This is a genomic window from Bradyrhizobium sp. UFLA05-153 (assembly GCF_054185185.1).
Genome location: NZ_JBBIAM010000068.1, coordinates 1 through 19,171, shown reverse-complemented (window position 1 = coordinate 19,171; position 19,171 = coordinate 1). Strand labels below are relative to the sequence as shown.

General features: G+C 64.8%; 21 protein-coding genes, 1 other RNA gene and 1 pseudogene. 19 read left to right on the top strand and 4 right to left on the bottom strand.

Going from position 1 to position 19,171, the window contains the following annotated elements:
- Positions 1-45: 45 nt before the first annotated feature.
- From ssrS to Q2941_RS31605, 3 genes are all read left to right on the top strand, one after another.
- Positions 46-206: non-coding RNA, 6S RNA (gene ssrS, locus Q2941_RS31615), on the top strand.
- 206 nt (positions 207-412) lie between these two features.
- The gene (locus Q2941_RS31610) at positions 413-1,009 is read left to right on the top strand and encodes a 5-formyltetrahydrofolate cyclo-ligase (RefSeq protein WP_458194852.1); all 597 of its coding nucleotides are present in this window, start codon (positions 413-415) and stop codon (positions 1,007-1,009) included.
- Positions 987-1,811 carry a TIGR00282 family metallophosphoesterase gene (locus Q2941_RS31605; protein WP_027521845.1) on the top strand — a complete coding sequence of 275 codons (825 nt, stop codon included), beginning with the start codon at positions 987-989 and terminating at the stop codon, positions 1,809-1,811. The genes Q2941_RS31610 and Q2941_RS31605 overlap by 23 nt, the downstream gene beginning before the upstream one ends.
- Positions 1,812-2,005: 194 nt before the next feature.
- On the opposite strand, the gene Q2941_RS31600 is transcribed toward Q2941_RS31605, so the two are convergent.
- Both Q2941_RS31600 and Q2941_RS31595 read right to left on the bottom strand, forming a co-directional pair.
- Positions 2,006-3,430, bottom strand: coding sequence for a methyl-accepting chemotaxis protein (locus Q2941_RS31600; protein ID WP_458194851.1), 1,425 nt, complete (start codon positions 3,428-3,430; stop codon positions 2,006-2,008).
- A 220-nt stretch (positions 3,431-3,650) separates the two neighbouring features.
- Positions 3,651-5,392, bottom strand: a pseudogene (locus Q2941_RS31595) (methyl-accepting chemotaxis protein).
- 198 nt (positions 5,393-5,590) lie between these two features.
- On the opposite strand from Q2941_RS31595, the gene Q2941_RS31590 reads away from it, so the two are divergent.
- The 10 genes from Q2941_RS31590 (at position 5,591) to Q2941_RS31545 (ending at position 12,648) form a co-directional block, all read left to right on the top strand.
- Positions 5,591-6,337, top strand: coding sequence for a YebC/PmpR family DNA-binding transcriptional regulator (locus Q2941_RS31590; protein WP_027521848.1), 747 nt, complete (start codon positions 5,591-5,593; stop codon positions 6,335-6,337).
- A 213-nt stretch (positions 6,338-6,550) separates the two neighbouring features.
- Positions 6,551-7,078, top strand: a complete 528-nt coding sequence (gene ruvC, locus Q2941_RS31585; protein WP_027521849.1) for a crossover junction endodeoxyribonuclease RuvC — start codon at positions 6,551-6,553, stop codon at positions 7,076-7,078.
- Positions 7,075-7,692 carry a Holliday junction branch migration protein RuvA gene (ruvA, locus tag Q2941_RS31580; RefSeq protein WP_458194850.1) on the top strand — a complete coding sequence of 206 codons (618 nt, stop codon included), beginning with the start codon at positions 7,075-7,077 and terminating at the stop codon, positions 7,690-7,692. The genes ruvC and ruvA overlap by 4 nt, the downstream gene beginning before the upstream one ends.
- 47 nt (positions 7,693-7,739) lie before the next feature.
- Positions 7,740-8,159 carry a cytidine deaminase gene (locus Q2941_RS31575; RefSeq protein WP_027521851.1) on the top strand — a complete coding sequence of 140 codons (420 nt, stop codon included), beginning with the start codon at positions 7,740-7,742 and terminating at the stop codon, positions 8,157-8,159.
- Positions 8,160-8,230: 71 nt separating this feature from the next.
- Positions 8,231-8,575, top strand: coding sequence for a hypothetical protein (locus Q2941_RS31570; protein WP_458194849.1), 345 nt, complete (start codon positions 8,231-8,233; stop codon positions 8,573-8,575).
- Positions 8,572-9,621 (top strand): Holliday junction branch migration DNA helicase RuvB, encoded by a 1,050-nt coding sequence (gene ruvB, locus Q2941_RS31565; protein ID WP_027521852.1) that lies wholly within the window; start codon positions 8,572-8,574, stop codon positions 9,619-9,621. The genes Q2941_RS31570 and ruvB overlap by 4 nt, the downstream gene beginning before the upstream one ends.
- Before the next feature lie 95 nt (positions 9,622-9,716).
- Complete coding sequence (locus Q2941_RS31560; RefSeq protein ID WP_027521853.1) at positions 9,717-10,586, top strand: DUF6869 domain-containing protein; 870 nt, start codon at positions 9,717-9,719, stop codon at positions 10,584-10,586.
- A gap of 85 nt (positions 10,587-10,671) precedes the next feature.
- The gene (locus Q2941_RS31555; RefSeq protein WP_254109082.1) at positions 10,672-11,583 is read left to right on the top strand and encodes a metallophosphoesterase; all 912 of its coding nucleotides are present in this window, start codon (positions 10,672-10,674) and stop codon (positions 11,581-11,583) included.
- 112 nt (positions 11,584-11,695) lie between these two features.
- A complete protein-coding gene (gene ybgC / locus Q2941_RS31550; protein ID WP_051389640.1) occupies positions 11,696-12,103 on the top strand; it encodes a tol-pal system-associated acyl-CoA thioesterase in 408 nt (135 codons plus the stop codon).
- A gap of 77 nt (positions 12,104-12,180) precedes the next feature.
- Positions 12,181-12,648, top strand: coding sequence for a nuclear transport factor 2 family protein (locus Q2941_RS31545; protein ID WP_027521856.1), 468 nt, complete (start codon positions 12,181-12,183; stop codon positions 12,646-12,648).
- Between the two features lie 80 nt (positions 12,649-12,728).
- Here Q2941_RS31545 and Q2941_RS31540 read toward each other — a convergent pair whose 3' ends face one another.
- Together Q2941_RS31540 and Q2941_RS31535 are read right to left on the bottom strand one after the other, a co-directional pair.
- The gene (locus tag Q2941_RS31540; RefSeq protein ID WP_458194848.1) at positions 12,729-13,445 is read right to left on the bottom strand and encodes a type 1 glutamine amidotransferase; all 717 of its coding nucleotides are present in this window, start codon (positions 13,443-13,445) and stop codon (positions 12,729-12,731) included.
- A 72-nt stretch (positions 13,446-13,517) separates the two neighbouring features.
- Positions 13,518-14,435: a LysR family transcriptional regulator gene (locus tag Q2941_RS31535; protein WP_458194847.1), complete on the bottom strand. Its 918-nt coding sequence runs from the start codon at positions 14,433-14,435 to the stop codon at positions 13,518-13,520.
- 151 nt (positions 14,436-14,586) lie between these two features.
- Here Q2941_RS31535 and Q2941_RS31530 point away from each other — a divergent pair, with 151 nt between their 5' ends.
- The 6 genes from Q2941_RS31530 to Q2941_RS31505 form a co-directional block, all read left to right on the top strand.
- A complete protein-coding gene (locus Q2941_RS31530) occupies positions 14,587-15,543 on the top strand; it encodes an N-carbamoyl-D-amino-acid hydrolase (RefSeq protein WP_458194846.1) in 957 nt (318 codons plus the stop codon).
- 40 nt (positions 15,544-15,583) lie between these two features.
- Positions 15,584-16,411: an ABC transporter substrate-binding protein gene (locus Q2941_RS31525; RefSeq protein ID WP_458194845.1), complete on the top strand. Its 828-nt coding sequence runs from the start codon at positions 15,584-15,586 to the stop codon at positions 16,409-16,411.
- Entirely contained in the window at positions 16,408-17,265 is an 858-nt protein-coding gene (locus Q2941_RS31520; protein ID WP_458194844.1) for an amino acid ABC transporter permease, read from the top strand. Before Q2941_RS31525 ends, Q2941_RS31520 begins: the two co-directional genes overlap by 4 nt.
- A complete protein-coding gene (locus tag Q2941_RS31515) occupies positions 17,262-18,026 on the top strand; it encodes an amino acid ABC transporter ATP-binding protein (RefSeq protein WP_458194843.1) in 765 nt (254 codons plus the stop codon). The genes Q2941_RS31520 and Q2941_RS31515 overlap by 4 nt, the downstream gene beginning before the upstream one ends.
- Positions 18,027-18,041: 15 nt before the next feature.
- A complete protein-coding gene (locus tag Q2941_RS31510) occupies positions 18,042-18,857 on the top strand; it encodes an ABC transporter substrate-binding protein (protein ID WP_458194842.1) in 816 nt (271 codons plus the stop codon).
- The coding region (locus Q2941_RS31505; RefSeq protein WP_458194841.1) for a polysaccharide deacetylase family protein at positions 18,844-19,171 on the top strand (328 nt) is incomplete at its 3' end. The genes Q2941_RS31510 and Q2941_RS31505, both read left to right, overlap by 14 nt.

The window sequence follows — 19,171 nt, the reverse complement described above, 5'->3', positions numbered from 1 at the left end:
GGAGCGGGCTGGCGATTCGTCAGCGTCGTTGCTAGATTGCGTCAAGCGAAGCTGCGACGCACGTCAGGAGCCATATATCCCCGGGGCCTTATCGATCCTTTAGGGAACTGTCCCTGGCCGGGCCCGTGGGCTCGGACATATGGTGCCCACCTACTTTCGTAGGGAACTCCGGGATCGAGTGCTTCAACGGCGTTTGCGGCTTCGCGCTTTTGTTTGCCTGGTTTGTGCCTGTCTAATTTGCGTCCCCGACACACTTGCGGTTGAATTTAGTCTCGGTGTCATGCCCCGCGAAAGCGAGGCATTCAGTACGCCGCGCTGTCGAGGTTCATGCTCTGGCGTCTCTGGAATACTGGATCGCCCGCCTTCGCGGGCGATGACGGCAGAACAAGGTTCTGCCTCAGGGAAAACGCTGATGACCAACTCAAAAGCCGAACTCCGTGCCAAGGCTCTCGCCAAGCGCGATGCGCTCAGCGAAAAGAAGCGCACTGCTGCTGCCGCAAAGCTCGGCAAGCGCGGCCTGCCGTTCGAGATCGTACCCGGCAGCATCGTCTCCGGCTATTCGCCGATCCGCAGCGAGATCGATCCGGTGCCCCTGATGCAGAAGCTCGCGGCCGAAGGCGCGCGGCTGGCGCTGCCTTGCGTCACGACGCGCGGCAAGTCACTGATCTTCCGCATCTGGAATCCGAGCGACCGGCTGATGCTCGGCCCGCTCGGCATTCCCGAGCCGTCGCCGGCGGCGGCCGAGGTCATCCCCGACATCATGCTGACGCCGCTTGCCGCGTTCGACCGTCTCGGCCACCGCATCGGCTATGGCGCGGGACATTACGATTTCACCTTCGCGCATTTGCGCAAGACCAAGCATGTCGTCGGCATCGGGCTCGCCTTTGCGGCGCAGGAGATCGATGCTGTTCCCGCACTATCGCACGACGTCGCGCTGGATTATGTGCTAACGGAAACCGACGTGTTCGATTTCCGGAGTTCTGAAGTTGCGCATTCTCTTCGTGGGTGACGTCGTCGGCCGGGCCGGCCGCGCGGCGATCGCCGAGCACCTGCCCAACATGGTCCGTGACTGGTCGCTCGATTTCGTCGTCGTCAACGGTGAAAATTCCGCCGGTGGATTCGGCATCACGGAAGCGATCTATCAGGAGCTGCTCGACGCCGGCGCCGATGCGGTCACGCTCGGCAACCATTCCTGGGACCAGCGCGAGGCGCTGGTGTTCATCGAGCGCGCCGAGCGCCTGGTGCGGCCGGCGAACTATCCGCGCGGCACGCCGGGTCGCGGCGCCGCTCTGGTCGAGACGAAGAACGGCCGTCATGCGCTCGTCGTCAACGCGCTGGGCCGCGTCTTCATGACGCCGTTCGACGATCCCTTCGCGGCGATCGAGCGCGAGCTCGGCGCCTGTCCCCTGCGCGAGGCGGCGGATGCGATCGTGGTCGATTTCCATTGCGAGGCGACCAGCGAGAAGCAGGGCATCGGCTTCTTCTGCGACGGCCGCGCCAGCCTCGTCGTCGGTACGCATACGCATGTGCCGACCGCCGATCACCAGATCCTCCCCGGCGGCACCGCCTACATGACCGATGCCGGCATGACCGGCGACTACGATTCGATCATCGGCATGCAAAAGGAAGAGCCGCTGCGCCGTTTCACCTCCGGCATCCCCTCCGGCCGTTTCGAGCCGGCGATGGGCACGGCGACGCTGAGCGGGGTCGCGGTGGAGACGGATGATGCAACAGGGCTCGCGCTGAAGATTGCGCCGGTGCGCGCAGGTGGTCGGCTCGAGCCGGCGACGCCGAGGTTCTGGTTGAGTTAGAAATCTAGCGCGGCACTGACGCTGCACCCTCTCCCCTTGCGGGAGAGGGTGGCTTCGATGCGAAGCATCGAAGCCGGGTGAGGGGTTCTATCCGCGAGTCACTCTCTCGCAGTGTAGCTTGCGGAAGCAACCCCTCATCCGGCGCTTCGCGCCACCTTCTCCCGCAAGGGGAGAAGGGACAGCAGCGCGCGGCTTCACCCCTGCCGGAATCCCATCCGGAAGGCGCCCCAGTGCTTGCCCTTCACGATGATCGGCGAGGACAGATCCTTCATCAGCACGAATTGGCCGCCGCCCATGTCGCGGCGGTAGGTCTGCAGCAGGAACGGCTTTGTGTTCGCCGCGACCTTCCTCACCGCGCGGTCGTTGAACAGGCGGCGGTTGCGGCAATTGGCGTTGTTCCAGACGGGGTCGTTGCCCTGCGGCAGGCGATAGTTCGGATTGTGGGTCGGCAGATAGCCGCCCTTCGCCCAGGCGACGCAGAACACGATGCGCGGGTCCGACTTCTGGATCGGGTCCTGGATCGCCGGCAGAACGCGGTCGGTAAAGTCGACGTAGCTGGTGAGAAATTGCTTGGGATCGGTGCCGGGAATCTCGCGATATGTCTCGTCCATGAGCTGATTGAGCGTGATCTCGCCGCGGTCGATCGCCGCATCGAACTCGGCTGAGATGCGCCTGGCGGTGTCGACGACGACGCTGATCAGCGGCGCGTCCGACGTCTCCACGCCGCTGTCGGCGATCAGCGCGATCAGGCCCTCGGAGGTGTCGAGCAGCTTTGCCACCCGCTCGTCGGCATTCCTGAGATCGCGCGAGGAGAGGTCGACGCCCTTGGCGAGCTCGCTGAGCTCCGAGATCACGGTGTCGCAATGGCCGAGATTGGAGGTCGCGGCGCGCGCGACGCTGTCGATCTCCGCGCCCACGGAGGCAAAGCCCTGCTGCACGCGCGTGATGATGCGGGAGATCTGCTGCGCGCCGTCGCCGGCGTTCTTCGCGCGCAGCGAGGCATCGCCGCTTTCGCCGATCAGGCTGCCGATCTGGCCGTCGAGATCGCGCACGGTATCCGCGATCTGTTGCGTGGCCTGCCGGGTCGCTTCCGCAAGGCTCTTCACTTCGCTCGCCACGACGGCGAAGCCGCGGCCGGCGCTTCCGGCGCGCGCCGCCTCGATCGTGGCGTTGAGCGCGAGCAGGTTGGTCTGCTTCGCAATCGCCTCGATCGAGCCGGAGACCTTGGCGACCTGGCTCAGTGCCGAGCCGACCGCGGCGAGCCGCGCTTCGATGCGAGCGACGGCTGCGACAAGCTCGGAGATGTGGCCAACCGCGGTCTCGACCACGTCGCGCGACTGCGCGATCTCGCCGACCGCGGTGGATGTCGTCGATTGAACCGCCTGCGACGCATTGGCGATCTCGCGATTGGCCGAGACCATCGTCTCTGCCGTCTTCTGCAGATGGTGGAACCGCTCCGACTGGCTGGCAACGCGATTGGCGACCTCCTGGACGTTGCCGGCGATGTCGGCGAGCTCAACCCCGAGGCCCCCGATGCGATCGGCGAGCTGGTCTATGAGGCGTTCGGCCAGCGTCCGGTTGGATGACGTGTCCATGACTGCACGCTGCACGACGGACATATTCGAACTTCCTCCAGCCGGAGTCGACTATCGACTCACAAACGGCATTCCCATTCCCATTTCAAAGCGTGATTCGTTTTAATGCTGATTCGCGCTTTGCCGTCTTGCCTGAGCGTGCACTAAAGCGCGATGAGATTTGGATGAACCGTCATCGCGCTTTAGGTTGTTGTTTGTGCATGATCTTTTCGGAAAACCGCTTCACACTTTTCCGGATCATGCTTTAGAGCTTGTAGGCCGTCCGGAACCCGCCCCAGTGCCGGCCCTGCACGCGGATCGGTACGTCGATCTCGCGCATCATCACCGTGTTGCCGTTGCCCATGTCGCGCGCGTAGCTCTGCACCAGGTAAGAGCGCAGATTGCGCGCCGCAGCGAGGCCCGCCGGGTCGTTGAAGATGCGCCGGTTGCGACTATTCGCTGTGTTCCAGGCGACATCGCCCGGGCGTTGCGGATGCGAATAGATCTTGTTGTGCACCGGCAGGAAGCCGTTGCGGTCGACCATGGCGCAGAACGCCATACGCTGATCCTTCGCCAGGAATGCTTCCTGGAAGGAGGGGAGGGCGCGGTCGGCCCAGTCGAGATATCTCGTGCGGTACTGCTGCGGATTGGTACCGGCGATTTCCGCGTAATCGGTGTCGAAGAGATCGTCGAGCCTGACCTCGCCGCGCGCGACTGCCTGCTCGAATATCCTCGTCAGCGCGGCGCCCGCTTCCATCGCGCGGGTCACGAATTCCGTGTTCTCCTCGTGGATCGACCAGAGCTTGTCCTCGATTTTTTCGCGCAGCTCGGCGTTCGGCGCCTGGAACTGCGCCCGCGCGCCGGCCTTGGACTGCTCGGCGACGCGCAGGCGGCAGGCGCCGATATCCTGGAGCACGCCGTCGATGGTCTCGTGCACCGAAAGCCTCGCGGCATCCGCGCCGCCGATCAGGACGCCGTCCATCGCAATCTCGTAGACCGGTATCGTCGCGCGGCGGCCCTTGATCTCGAGCTTGAGATGGCAGGGCAGGCGCTCGGTCTTGCGGCGGTCGTCGCCGTCGCTCTGCCTGAGCAGCACCGCGCAGCGCGATTTCAGCTTCTGCGCGAACTTCGTGACCGCCTTGCCGGCGCTGGAGACGCTTTCGCCATGGGCTTCCGCCGCCTTGGTGGCGGCATCGATCTCGGCGGCGCTGTCGCCGACGGATACGATGAACTGCGATGCGGTTGCCGCGTTGCCGGAGACCTCGCTGGTGGTCGCGGTCTGCTCGGCGACCGCGCCATTGACGGTGTCGAACACCGGGCGGATCGCCTCGATCGCCTGTGAGATGCGGTGCACGGCTTCCGCCGAGCCTGCCGCGTCCTTTTGCAGTGCCTCGATCTCCTGGTGATCTCCTCGGTCGCGCTCTGGGTCTGCACCGCGAGCGCCTTCACCTCGGTGGCAACGACGGCAAAGCCTTTTCCGGCCGCGCCGGCGCGCGCTGCCTCGATGGTCGAGTTCAGCGCGAGCAGCGTGGTCTGGCGCGCGATCTGCGCGATCAAATTGACGACGTTGCCGATCGCGGCGGAGGATTCGCGCAAGCGGTCAACATTGGCGCGGGCTTCTTGCGCGGCGGCGCTCGCAGCATCCGCAAGCTTGCCGGCCTCGCGGACCTGGGCGCCGATGCCCTGCGCGGACTGGGTGAATTTCTCGGCCGCGCTGGCAAAGGTGGTCGCGGTCGATTGCGCGGCGCTGCTGCGCCCCGTGAGGGCATCGGTGCGCTCGCGGATGGTCGCGAGCGTGTTGGCGGTTGCTTCCGCCCCGCCGGCGACCGATTCGGCGGCGCGCTCGAGCTGGCGGATCATCGCGCCGAGCTCGAGTTCCAGAAGCTCAAGAATTTCCTTGGCTGAATCGCCTTCCGGCGCAGCAGCGGGCTCGGCGACGGCTTGGGCCACCTGCGGCGTAGCCGCAGCCTGTTCCGGCAGACGCTTCCGAAGTAGTCCGAAGGCCATCAGGTCGCTCTTGTCGGGGGACGGGACGTGGATATTTTCACATCCCGAGATGAAGTCAGGGTTAACAGGTGCCTGATGGCGCGGCAGCGGCCCTACGATATTACCTTCAAGTATGCTCTTTCATTCCGGGGGGCTCGCGGCCTATAAGGCCCGCGCTCCATCCCCTTACCTTGGCTGACGATTCCTCAGAGACCACGCATGGCCGGACATTCCCAATTCAAGAACATCATGCACCGCAAGGGGCGGCAGGATGCGCAGAAGTCGAAGCTCTTCGGCAAGCTGGCCCGCGAAATCACCGTCGCGGCCAAGCTCGGCACGCCCGACCCCAACATGAATCCGCGCCTGCGCGCGGCCGTGATCGCGGCGCGCCAGGAGAACATGCCGAAGGACAATATCGAGCGCGCCATCAAGAAGGCGCTCGGCAATGAGGGCGAGAACTATGACGAGATCCGCTACGAGGGCTATGGCCCCGGCGGCGTCGCCGTCATCGTCGAGGCGCTGACCGACAACCGCAACCGCGCCGCCTCCGATATCCGCTCTTTCTTCACAAAATCCGGCGGAAATCTCGGCGAAACCGGCTCGGTCTCCTTTATGTTCGACCGCACCGGCATCATCGAATATGACCGCAGCGTCGCTTCCGACGACGCGGTGCTCGATGCCGCGATCGAGGCCGGTGCAGACGACGTCATCTCGGGCGAGAACGGCCATGAGATCTACGCCTCGACCGAAAGCTACCGCGATGTGGCCAAGGCGCTCGAAGCGAAGTTCGGCGAGCCGCGCAAGGCCGCGCTGATCTGGAAGCCGCAGAACACGGTGGTCGTCGACGACGAGACCGGCGAGAAGCTTCTCAAGTTGATGGACCTGCTCAACGAGCACGACGACGTCCAGAACGTCTATGCCAATTTCGAGATTTCCGACGCGCTGATGGCGAAGATGGGCGGATAAAGCGGCTCTCGTGTCCCGGACGCGGCGCACTGCGAAGCGGTGCGACGCAGAGCCGGGACCCACGCTTCCCAGTCTGCCGATGCAGAGATGGGCCCCGGTTCAGCAGCGCATCACTGCGTGCTGCGCTGCGCCCGGGGCACGAGACCATACTTCCCCGGGGACTTTCGTTCCGTTTCTGTTTCCCTCCCTCCGGCCAGCCGCTATCACTGGCCCATGACCGCGCTCCCGATTCGCCATCCCGTCCGCATCATCGGCATCGACCCCGGCCTGCGCCGCACCGGCTGGGGCGTGATCGAGGCCGACGGCAATCGCCTCGTCTATGTCGCCTGCGGCTCGGTGGAACCGCCTGAGGGCTTGGCGCTGTCGAGCCGGTTGCTCGCGATCCATGAGGGGCTCGCGTCTGTGCTCTCCCACCACAAGCCGATGGAAGCCGCCGTCGAGCAGACCTTCGTCAACAAGGACGGCGTTGCGACGCTCAAACTCGGCCAGGCCCGCGGCGTCGCCATGCTGGCGCCCGCGATGTTCGGCATCACGGTGGCCGAATACGCGCCCAACCAGGTCAAGAAGACCGTGGTCGGCGCCGGTCACGCCGACAAGAACCAGATCGCGGTGATGCTGAAGATCCTGCTGCCCAAAGCCGAGCCGCCGTCGGCGGACGCCGCCGACGCGCTCGCCATCGCCATCACCCACGCCCATCACCGCCAAAGTGCCGCCCTGCGGCTGAAGGTGGTGGGGATATGATCGGCAAGCTCAAGGGCCTGATCGATTCCTACGGCGAGGATTTCGTCATCCTCGACGTCGGCGGCGTCGGCTATCAGGTGCATTGCTCGACCCGCACGCTGCAGCATCTGCCCTCGCCCGGCGAAGCGGCCGTGCTCTCGATCGAGACCTATGTCCGCGAGGATCAGATCAAACTGTTCGGCTTCCGCACCGACCAGGAGCGCGAATGGTTTCGCCTGCTCCAGACCGTGCAGGGGGTCGGCGCCAAGGTTGCGCTCGCCGTGCTCGGCACGCTGCAGCCTTCCGACCTCGCGAACGCGATCGCGCTGCGCGACAAGGCCGCGGTGTCGCGCACGCCGGGCGTAGGTCCCAAGGTGGCCGAGCGCATCGTCACCGAGTTGAAGGACAAGGCGCCGGCCTTTGCCAATGTCGATCCGCACGTCGTTCATCTCGCCGGCGCCGTCGACGACCAGCGTGCCCCGCGGCCCGTCGCGGACGCGATCTCCGCGCTGGTCAATCTCGGCTACGGCCAGCCGCAGGCGGCGGCCGCCATCGCCACGGCGTCACGCAATGCCGGCGAGAATGCGGAAACCGCGCAGCTCATCCGTTTGGGTCTGAAAGAATTGTCGAAATAGACTATCCTGCGCGGCCCGCTGACTGACGAAGGAATGCATTTTCCGCCATGCTGAGCAACGAAGACAAGGAACTCATCGCCGCCGCGACCGCCGCGATCAGCGAGCGTTATCGCAACGACTGGCAGGAGGTGGGCGCTGCTATGCGCACGCGCGACGGCCGCATCGTCACCGGCGTGAACATCGACGCCTATATCGGCCGCATTGCAGTCTGCGCCGAGGCGATCGCGATCGGACGCGCCATTACGGAGACCGGTGACCGCGGCATCGAGACGATCGTCGCCGTGCGCCATCCCAAGCCGGACGAGCCCGGCGACATCGCCGTCGTCTCACCCTGCGGCATCTGCCGCGAGCTGATCCACGATTACGACGCCAAGGCGCGGGTCATCGTTCCCGACAATGGCCGCGAGCCGAAGGTCGTCAGCATCGGCGAGCTCTTGCCGAACAAATACCGGCGGGGCAACGAGTGAACAGGCCCTCCACTCTCGGTCGCATGTTCGTTGCCATTTTCCTGGGAGCTCTTGTTGCCGGATATCTTGCAATGCTGGCAGCTTCGGCATCAGCTTGCTTTCTGAGCCATGTCATTCGATGCTTCTCGATCTCGCGCGACCTGATCGGGTTCAGCTGGTTTGCTCTGAAAGGGTTGTCTTTGCCCGCGGTTGTTACTGCGTTGTTGGTTACAATGATCCTGCAAATCCGAGGCGTTGTTGCCTGGTGGAACGTTCTTGTTGCAAGCTTACTTTCGGCTTTTGTGTTTTGTCTGATTGATCGAGTGCCGTTGCTTTCGGGCGAGGTGCTTCTCATCTTTGTGTTGGGTTTGATCCTTTTTGTGGGGGCTCAAGCCTCCCTTCTGATCCGTCATCGACTCGCTAGATCTTCGATATGAACACCCCCTCCCGCATCGTCACACCCGAGCGCCGCAGCGACGATGTCGGCGATACGGCGCTGCGCCCGCAATCGCTGACCGAATTCGTCGGCCAGCAGCAGGCGCGCAAGAATCTGTCCATCTTCATCGATGCTGCGCGCAAGCGCGGCGAGGCGCTGGATCACGTGCTGTTCGTGGGTCCCCCCGGCCTCGGCAAGACCACGCTGGCGCAGATCGTGGCGCGCGAGCTCGGCGTCGGCTTTCGCGCCACATCGGGCCCGGTGATCGCCAAGGCCGGCGATCTCGCCGCGCTCCTCACCAACCTCGAAGAGCGCGACGTACTCTTCATCGACGAGATCCACCGCCTGAGCCCAGCAGTGGAAGAGGTGCTCTATCCCGCGATGGAGGATTTCCAGCTCGACCTCATCATCGGCGAGGGGCCGGCGGCGCGCTCGGTCAAGATCGAGCTTGCAAAGTTCACCCTCGTCGGCGCGACGACGCGTGCCGGCCTTCTCACCAATCCGCTGCGCGACCGTTTCGGCATCCCGATCCGGCTCAACTTCTATACGGTCGAGGAGCTGGAAGGCATCGTCACCCGCGGCGCGCGCGTGCTCAATGTCGGCATGAGCCCGGATGGCGCCAACGAGATCGCGCGCCGCGCCCGCGGCACGCCGCGCATCGCCGGCCGGCTGCTCAGGCGGGTGCGCGACTTTGCCTCCGCCGCCAACGCTGAAACCATTGATCGCGAGATCGCCGACCATGCGCTGAGCGCGCTGGAGGTCGATGCCGCGGGCCTGGATGCCATGGACCGGCGCTACCTGACGACAATTGCGCTCAATTATGGGGGCGGCCCGGTCGGCGTCGAGACCATGGCCGCCGCGCTGTCCGAGCCGCGCGATGCCATCGAGGACATCATCGAGCCCTATCTGATCCAGTGCGGCTATCTCCAGCGTACCCCGCGCGGCCGTCTCCTCACCACGCATGCCTTCCGCCATCTCGGCCTCACTGAGCCCTCGCGCGATACGGCACAGTTCGGCCTGTTCGGCACGGACGAGAGCGACGACTAAAGCGACGTTGAACCCACCTGTTTCGTGCTCCCACTAATGCGAACGCGCGGCGATCGGGGTCGCTGGCGCAACGCACATTGGCTGGAGTGGGAAGAATGGGGCTGAGTGAGCAAGCAACACTGCTTGAAAGCATCGCGTCCGCACCGCAACTGCGGACGCCCGACGAGACCGAAGCGTTCCTCGATCCGATGCCGCTGGCCGAGCTGGCCTCGATGTGGTGCGCGCTTCAGCGCGTCAGCCGGCGCGACCAGGCCGGCAGCATCTGGGCGCTGAAACTCTATTTCGATCATCTGCCGCATCGTCGCCCGCAGCGCGCGCTCGATCTCATCCTAGACGTGCTGAAGACCGAGACCGACAAGCCGACCGTGATGCAGCTCAACGACAAGTTCTTGCTGGCGCTGCTCTATGCCCATGGCGACGAGGTGATCGGGCGTATCGAGCATGAGGCGAAGCACAATGCGCGGCTGCGCTGGCTGCTCGGGGGCGTACATTTCGGCGACGAGGAGCCGCTGATGCGGCGCATCGCAGGGATTGCCAATCAAGCGGCCTGGCACGCCGATCACCTGGCCCAGCGCACTCCGCGCGAGCTGCTCGATTGCGCCAGCATGTCGCTGTCCGAGCTGGCGCAGGCCTGGATCGAGCAATATTCCAGGTCCGACCGCGACCAGGACGACAATCTGTTCGCGATCATGGATTTCGAGCGCGATTTGCGCGAGGACGATCCCGACCGGATGATCGACCTGATCCTGGAGATCCTCAGGGTGGAGTCCAATCCCGTGCTGCTGTCGGTGCTGGCGGCCGGTCCGCTCGAGGACGTGATCAGCCTGCGCACGATCGACCGCATCGAGCGCGAGGCCCGCGCCGACAGGCGCTTCCATGACTTGCTCGGCGGCGTCTGGTATTATCGGGCGTCCGACGAATTGAAGACGCGTCTGGATGCGCTGGTCGGCGTGAGGGACCGTTAACGTTTCTGCTGACGATCTGCACAAGCGCACCCCAATTCCGCTTCAATCGGAGGACATCAAGGCAAGGCATCACAATCGGTTTCCCATGATCTCTCGTCGCGCTTTCTTTCGGTCCATCGGCGGTCTGTCAGTCGCTGGCGTATCAACGACGGCTTACGGCGTCGGCATCGAGCCGGAGCGGTTGCTGGTCACCCGCTACAACCTGTCGCCGCCGCAATGGCCCGTCGATTTCGATCTGAGGATCGCCGTCATCGCCGATTTGCATGCCTGCGATCCCTGGATGTCGCTCGAACGCATCGCTGGCATCGTCCAACGTACCAATGCGCTCCAGCCCGACATTACCGTGCTGCTCGGCGACTACGTCGTCAGTCAGCGCCATGCCACGCGCGCCATTCCGGCCAGCGAGTGGGCATCGGTGCTGGGCGGGTTGAAAGCGCCGCTCGGAGTGCACGCCATTCTCGGCAATCACGATTATTGGGATGACAAGACCGTGCAGCGCGAGGGCAGGGGACTGCCGGCTGCGCGGATCGCGCTGGAGGCCGCCGGCATTCCCGTCTATGAGAACGACGCAACGCGCCTCACCAAAGCCGGACGTCCGTTCTGGCTCGCCGGGCTTGGTGACCAACTCGCCTATGTGCCGGCGCGCCACTTTCGCCCGATGCGGCGCGTCGGCGTCGACGATCTCAGCGCGACGCTCGCCAAGGTGACCGACAGCGCTCCGCTGATCCTGCTCGCGCACGAACCCGACATCGCTTCGCGCGTGCCGGCGCGCGTCGCGCTGCAATTGTCCGGTCACACCCATGGAGGCCAGGTGCGGCTGCTGGGCTGGTCACCGGCCGCTCCGTCGAGACCAGAACTCGCCTATGGCCACGTCCGCAAGAATTGCGACGTCGTCGTCTCCGGCGGGCTGGGCTGCAGCATCATACCCTTCCGCCTTGGCGTTCCTCCGGAAATCGTGCTGGTAACGCTGGGGAACGCGGGGCAGGCGGTGTCATAGCGATGGCTTGCGCGTCGGGCTGATTTGCGCAAAACACGAGCGTGGACAATGAACCAAGGCTCGCGCAGTGACAGTTCATCTCGACGGTGAGATCCGCGAAGGCCGCCACCACATGCAGGTCCGCGTCTACTACGAGGACACGGACTTTTCCGGCATCGTCTATCACGCCAACTATCTGCGCTTCATGGAGCGCGGGCGGACCAATCATCTGCGGCTGATGGGCGCCGAGCAGCAGGCGCTGTTCGAGCAGGTCGAGACGGAAGATGCCGGCTTTGCCTTCGTGGTGCGCTCGATGCATCTGGATTTCCTCAAGCCCGCGCGCATGGACGATGTGCTCGACATCGTGACCTGGCCGATCGCGGTGAAGGGCGCCTCGATCATGCTGGCGCAGGAGGTGCGGCGCGCCGAGGACGTGCTGGTGAAAGCGGAAGTGCGCGTCGCCTTCATCAGCGGCGGCCGCGCCCAGCCGATCCCGAAATCAATCCGGAACCTGATGAAGGCCGACGTGATTACGAAATGAGCCGATAGGGAAGACGGGCCATCGACTTCCAGGCGCGCGAGCGTAGATTTGCGTGTCCCCAACTGATGAGGCCAGCCATGTCGCGTCCGCCGCTTCCGCCCTTCACGAGAGAGACCGCCGCTCAAAAGGCCCGCATGGCCGAGGACGCCTGGAATTCGCGCGACCCGCAGCGTGTCGCGCTGGCCTATACCGAGGACAGCCGCTGGCGCAATCGCTCGGAGGTGTTTTGGGGGCGCGAGGCGATCGTGGCGTTTCTCACCCGCAAATGGGCAAAGGAGCTCGACTATCGGCTGATCAAGGACCTCTGGGCCTATGACGGCAACCGCATCGCTGTGCGCTTCCAGTACGAATGGCACGACACGAGCGGCCAGTGGTATCGCTCTTACGGCAACGAGCAGTGGGAGTTCGACGAGCACGGCCTGATGAAGCGTCGCGAGGCGTCGATCAACGACATCGCCATCGCGGAGAGCGATCGCCGCTTCCACTGGCCTGCACCGGGGCCAAGGCCCGCCGATGTGGCGGGACTGGGCGATAGTCCATTCTAAGACGCATCGACAGAAGCTGAGCTTGGCGCGCTGCACCCTCTCCCCTTGCGGGAGAGGTGGCTGTGGCCGCATCTCGCGAACTAAGAAGTTGTCGCCCGCCTCGTCAGAAACCTCGTGATGGCGCCACCGAGCTTCGCACTGTCCAGCGGCTCGGCGAGCGAAGCCTTGGCGGCGGCGACGACGTTGTCGGGCGCGTGGCCTTCGCGGAGCTCGCAGCAGACTTGCGCGAAGCTCTTGTCGAATTCCGGATGCGGCTGCACGGAGAGCGTCGTGCCGTTGGCGTAGAGCAGGCCGGCATGCGGGGCGAATTCCGAATACAGGATCGTCCGCGCGTCCTGCGGTGGTTCGATGACCTGGTCCTGGTGCGAGCAGGCGATTGCGAGCTGTTCGCCGTCGATGACGCCGTTGTTCGGCGCCACCTGATAGACCTGCCGGCCGATGCCCCAGCCCTTGTCCGACTTGCGCACGGTGCCGCCCAGCGCCTGCGCGATCAGTTGGTGGCCGAAGCAGACGCCGACCATCGGCGTCTTGTTGGCATGGGCCGTGCGCACGAATTCTTCGAGCGGCGCGATCCAGTCGAGCCCGTCATAGACGCCGGCCGCCGCGCCGGTGATCAGGATCGCCTCCAACTGGCGAGGGTCGGGGAGCGCCTCGCCATCGGGGATGCTGACGACGTCGAACGCAGCAGAAGAATCCTCGGTACGGATCATGCGCTCGAACATGTCCGGAAACGAGCCGTGGCGCTCGCGATGTTTGCGAGGGACGGCTCCGGTCTCGATGATGGTGATGCGTGCCATGTGTCCTCGAAGAATTGCATCCTCGGCTAAGAACGTGTCCTCGGTTAAGAGATTGTGTGTGCCTGCGCAAGCTCAGTCGCGCTGTGTCTCCTGTGGCGTGCCGCTCTCCAGAAGCCTGCTCTGCTTGCGAACCTCGTTGAGGAAGGCCTTTGCCAGCCGCGACAGCGGTTCTGCTTCCGACCACAGCATATAGGCGACCGCGCGCGTCGTCGGCGCGAACGGGCGCACGACGAGGCCGTTGCCGCCGTTTTGCCGCGGCGAAAATGGATCGACCACCGCGGCGCCCACGCCGGCGGCCGCGAGCACGCAGGCTGTGTTGCAGTAGCGCACCTCGACCGTCGGCTGGAAAGGCGCGCCGGCGCGGGCAAAACTGTCGCGCACGGCTTCACCTAACCGTGTGCCGCGCTCGAGCCCGATGAAGGGCAGGCCGACGAGATCGGAGGCGGAGATCACCGGCTGCCCGGCCAGCGGATGCTTTGGCGGCAGCACGCAGACCATCTCGCCGGTGTGCACCACCTCATGCGCGATGCCGGGATGATGCGTGAGCCCGAGCGCGAAGCCGAGCTCGGCGACATGGCTCAGCACGCCCTCGATGATGCCCTCGTAGCGCCGGACATCGAAGAACACCCGCGTCTCCGGACGGCGGCGCAGGAAGCCGGACAGAGCGGAGGGGATGATGCTGTAGGCAAGCGGCGGCGTCGCCACGAGCGACAGATGTCCCGAGCGGTTCTCCCGCAGATCGCGCACGCGGCTTTCGAGCTTGGCATGCAGCGCGAAGATCGCCTCGCTCTCCTTGTAGAGCGCCATCGCTTCGGCGGTCGGAAACAGCCGGTTGTTGACGCGCTCGAACAGCGCAAAGCCGGCCTGCGCCTCCATCGTCTTCAGCGCGTTGCTGACCGCGGGCTGTGACAGCGCCAGCTCGTCCGCTGCCGCGACCGTGGTGCGGTGGCGAATGACGGCACGCAGGATCTCGAGCTGGCGGAGGTTCATATAAGCCCCGATTATACTCTCGGCCAAAATATCATAGCACATTGAATTGCTTTTCAACTCCCGTTTCCGCGTAATGGCGGCGGATTTGCACGCTGGATCAAAGAGTTCCGCCGCCCAACGAGGCAGCAGCGCGCACAGATTGGAGGCAGTCTTGGTTCGTGTCCTTCGCGCCGCCGCCGCCCAGATGGGGCCGACGCAAAAAGCCGATACGCGCGCGCATACGCTTGGCCGGATGCTGAAGCTGCTGGAGGAGGCTGCCGCTCGCGGCGCCAACCTCGTGGTGTTTCCCGAGCTTGCCTTCACCACCTTCTTTCCGCGCTGGCTGCTCGAAGGCGCAGCGCTCGACGAATATTTCGAGCGCGGAATGCCAAACCCGGCCGTGGCAAAGCTGTTCGAGCGCGCGCGTGCGCTCCGCGTCGGCTTCTATGTCGGCTATGCCGAGCTGACGGCGGACGGCCGCCGCTTCAATTGCTCCATCCTGGTCGATCGCGACGGCGAGATTCTCGGCCGCTATCGCAAGGTGCATCTGCCGGGCTCGGTCGAGCCGCGGCCGGGCGCGCGCTATCAGCAGCTCGAGAAGCGTTATTTCGAGTATGGCGACCTCGGCTTTCCCGCCTTCCGCGCCGGCTCGGCCTGGGCCCATGCAATCATGGGCATGATGATCTGCAATGACCGGCGCTGGCCGGAATCCTGGCGCGTGCTCGGCCTGCAAGGCGTCGAGCTCGTCTGCATCGGCTACAATTCGGCGGCCTATGATCCCAATGGCGGCACGACGGAAGACGCCGGCCTTCGCACCTTCCATTCGACGCTGGTGACGCAGGCCAATGCCTATATGAACGCGACCTGGGCGATCTCGGTCGCCAAGGCGGGCGAGGAGGATGGCTCCGGATTGATCGGCGGCTCCTGCATCGTCGATCCCAGCGGTCGTATCGTTGCGCAGGCCGAGACGCTGGCCGATGAAGTGATCGTCGCCGACATCGATCTCGACCTCTGCCGCCAGGGCAAGGACAAGATGTTCAACTTCGCCGCCCACCGGCGGCCGGAGCAATACAGGGTGATCACCGAACGCGCCGGCGTCATCGAGCCGGCCGTACTCGACGCGGATTGACATCAAACGGCCGGTCGCGGCGCCAGCCAAAGGAGCTGACATGACACGCCTCTCGCATTTCCTAAGGGCCGCAGCGTTGGCTGCCGTGACGTCCGCGCAGGCGGCCGAGCTTCCGGCGGAGATCAAGCAGGCGGCCACGTTGAAGCTCACGGTCAACTCGACCTACGCGCCGATGGAATATCGCGATCCCGCAACCAACGAGCTCGTCGGGCTCGACATCGATCTTGCAAACGAGCTCGCCAAGCGGCTCGGCGGCCTCAAGATCGTCTGGAGCGAGACGCCGTTCGCCGAGCTGATCCCCTCGCTCCAGACCAAGCGCGCCGATTTCATCATCAGCGGCATCTCGGACCGTGCCTCGCGGCGCGAGACCGCCGATTTCGTCGACTATCTGACGACAGGCCCGCAGTTCTTCGTGATGGCCGAGAGCGAGGCGAAAGCGGCGACGGATATTTGCGGCAAGAAGGTCGGCACGACGCGCAGCACCAGCTTCCCGGTCGAGATCGAGAAATGGAGCAAGCAGAATTGCGAGGCGGCCGGCAAGCCGGCAATCCAGTACGTTCCCGGCGAGAACTCGATCGACGTCCGCAACCAGCTCAAGCAGGGCCGCATCGATGCCGCCGTGCAGGGCAGCGAGACCTTGCCTTACGCGCAATCGCAGGAGGCCGGCAAATATCGCGTGGTCGGCGAGCCCTTCGCGAAGGGCTTTCAGGGCATCATGTTCCGCAAAGATGATGCGGCGCTCCGCGAAGTGGTGACGGAAAAGCTCGCCGCCATGATTGCCGACGGATCCTACAAGGCTATTCTCGACAAATGGGGATTGGGTGCGAACGCCGTCGAGAAGCCCTTGATGAACGCGGCGCCGCAATGAAGGCCGCGCCCGCCCTCGCGGAGGGATTTCCCGACCTGTCCGGGCTCCACGTCGCGCGCGAGCCGCACTGGTTTCGCTGGTTCAGCGCGGCGCTGATCGTTCTGGTGCTGGCTGCCATTGGCCGCGCCTTTGCGGGCGGCCAGATCGAATGGTCCTATGTCAGCCGCTTCCTGACGGCGAAAGTGATCCTCGAGGGTATCGTCAACACCATGGTGATGGCCGTGCTCGCGATGGCGCTCGGCATTTTTCTCGGCGTGGTCGTGGCGATCATGCGGCTGTCGCCGAACCCGGTGCTGAAGTCGGTCGCGGCCGGCTACACCTGGCTGTTCCGCGGCACGCCGCTGATCCTCCAGCTTCTGTTGTGGTTCAACCTCGCGCTGGTGTTTCCGACCATCGGCATTCCCGGCCTGTGGAGCGCACGCGCCGTCGACGTCATGACGCCGTTCCTCGCAGCGTTGCTCGGGCTCGGCATCAACCAGGGCGCCTACACCTCCGAGGTGATGCGCGCCGGCATGCTGTCGGTCGACATCGGGCAATATGAGGCGGCGCAGGCAATCGGCATGGGACGCTTGCGCGCGCTGCGCCGGATCATTCTGCCGCAGGCGATGCGCGTCGTGATTCCGCCGATCGGCAACGAGTTCATCGGCCTCGTCAAGGCGACCTCGCTCGCCAGCGTCATCCAGTATCCGGAGGTGCTGCACAACGCCGAGAACATCTACTACGCCAACTCGCGCGTGATCGAGCTCCTGATCGTCGCCGGGCTCTGGTATCTCCTGGTGGTGTCGATCCTGACGCCGCTCCAGATGCTGCTCGAGCGACGCTTTGCCCGCGGCACATTGCGGTTTGCCCGATGACAAAACCCCTCGTCGCGATCCGCTCCGTCAGCAAGCATTTTGGAGAGTTCCAGGCTCTCAAAAGCGTCTCGCTCGACGTGTGGCCCGGCGAGGTGATGTGCCTGATCGGTGCATCCGGCTCGGGCAAGACGACGCTGCTCCGCTGCGTCAACCAGCTCACCGCGATCGACAGCGGCGGCATCTGGCTCGATGGCGAGCTACTCGGCGTACGGGAAGAGGGCGGGCGGCTCTATCGTCTGACCGAGCGGCAGATTGCCCGGCAGCGGCTGAAGACCGGCATGGTGTTCCAGCGCTTCAACCTGTTTCCGCACAAGACGGCACTTGAGAACATCACCGAAGGTCCGCTGCAGGTGCAGGGCCGGAAATCCGACGAGGTGCGCGGTGAAGCCATCGAGCTCCTCAGGCGCGTCGGGCTTGCGGCCAAGGCCGATTCCTATCCCGCGCAGCTCTCCGGCGGCCAGCAGCAGCGCGTCGCGATCGCGCGCGCCCTCGCCATGAAACCGATGCTGATGCTGTTCGACGAGCCGACCAGCGCGCTTGATCCCGAGCTCGTCGGCGAGGTGCTCGCGGTCATGAAGGAGCTCGCGCAAAGCGGCATGACCATGATGGTGGTGACGCACGAACTCGGTTTCGCTCGCGAGGTCGCCGATCGTGTCGTCTACATGGACCAGGGCGCGATCGTCGAATCCGGGACGGCATCTGACGTGCTCGGCGCGCCGCGCGAGGCGCGCACCAAAGCTTTTCTTTCCGCGGTGATCTAAAATGGGGGCGTTTCGATGATGAGAGTGTTCGTTGCGGCGGCGCTGGTGTGTGCGACGACGGCATCAGTGATGGCGATCGAGCTGCCGCCTGAGATTGCCAAACGGGGCAGCATCAAGGTCGCGCTGGTGCCGAACTATCCGCCGATGGAGTTCCGCGATCCCGCCACCAACACGCTTTCCGGATTCGACATCGACCTCGGCGAGGCGCTCGGCCGCAAGCTCGGCGTCAAGATCGAATGGCAGGAGACCAGTTTCGCCGAGTTCATGCCGTCGATCTCGACGGGCCGGGTGGACGCCATCCTGTCGGGCTTCACCGATTATGCCAGCAGGCACGAGATCGCGTCTTTCGTCGATTATTTGCGCAGCGGTCCAAAATTCTTCGTGCAGCAGTCGCGCGCGGCTGAGTTCAAGGACATGGCCGCGCTGTGCGGCAAGAAGGTCGGCGCCAGCCGCCGCACCATGTTCCCGGCAGAGATCGCGGCGTGGAGCGAGAAGAATTGCGGCAGCAACCCGATCCAGTTCGTCGGCACGGACGGCTCGGCTGATGCGCGCACGCAGCTCAGGCAAGGCCGCATCGACGCTGCCGTGCAGGGCAACGAGACGCTGCCCTATATCATGGACCTCGAGCCCGGCACCTATGCGCCGGTCGGCGACGCCTTCGCAACGCAGTTCACGGGCATCGCGCTGCCGGTTAAGGAAAAGGCATTGCAGCAGGCGATGGTCGAGGCCATCGATGCGCTGATCGCGGACGGCACCTATCGTACGCTGCTGGCGAAATGGAAACTGAACGACAACGGAATAGAGAAGGCGACCATCAATGCTGGACAGTAAGGCACTCCAGAGCATCCCGCTCGTCCCGGCGAACACCGCGGACCCTGCGCCGCACTATCCCTGGCCAAAGCCCTATACGTCGGCGATGTTCCTGTCGTTCGACGTCGATGCGGAGAGCGCGTGGACCAGCAAGGACGCCGTGCACGCGCAGCGCCTGATCACCATGAGCTACGGCGGCTACGAGGCGCGCGTCGGCACGCCGAAGCTGCTGGAGCTGCTCGATCAGCTCGATCTCAAGGCGACGTTCTTCGTCACGGGATGGTCGGTCGATGCGCACCCCGCCATGGCCGAGTCGATCCTCAAGGCCGGTCACG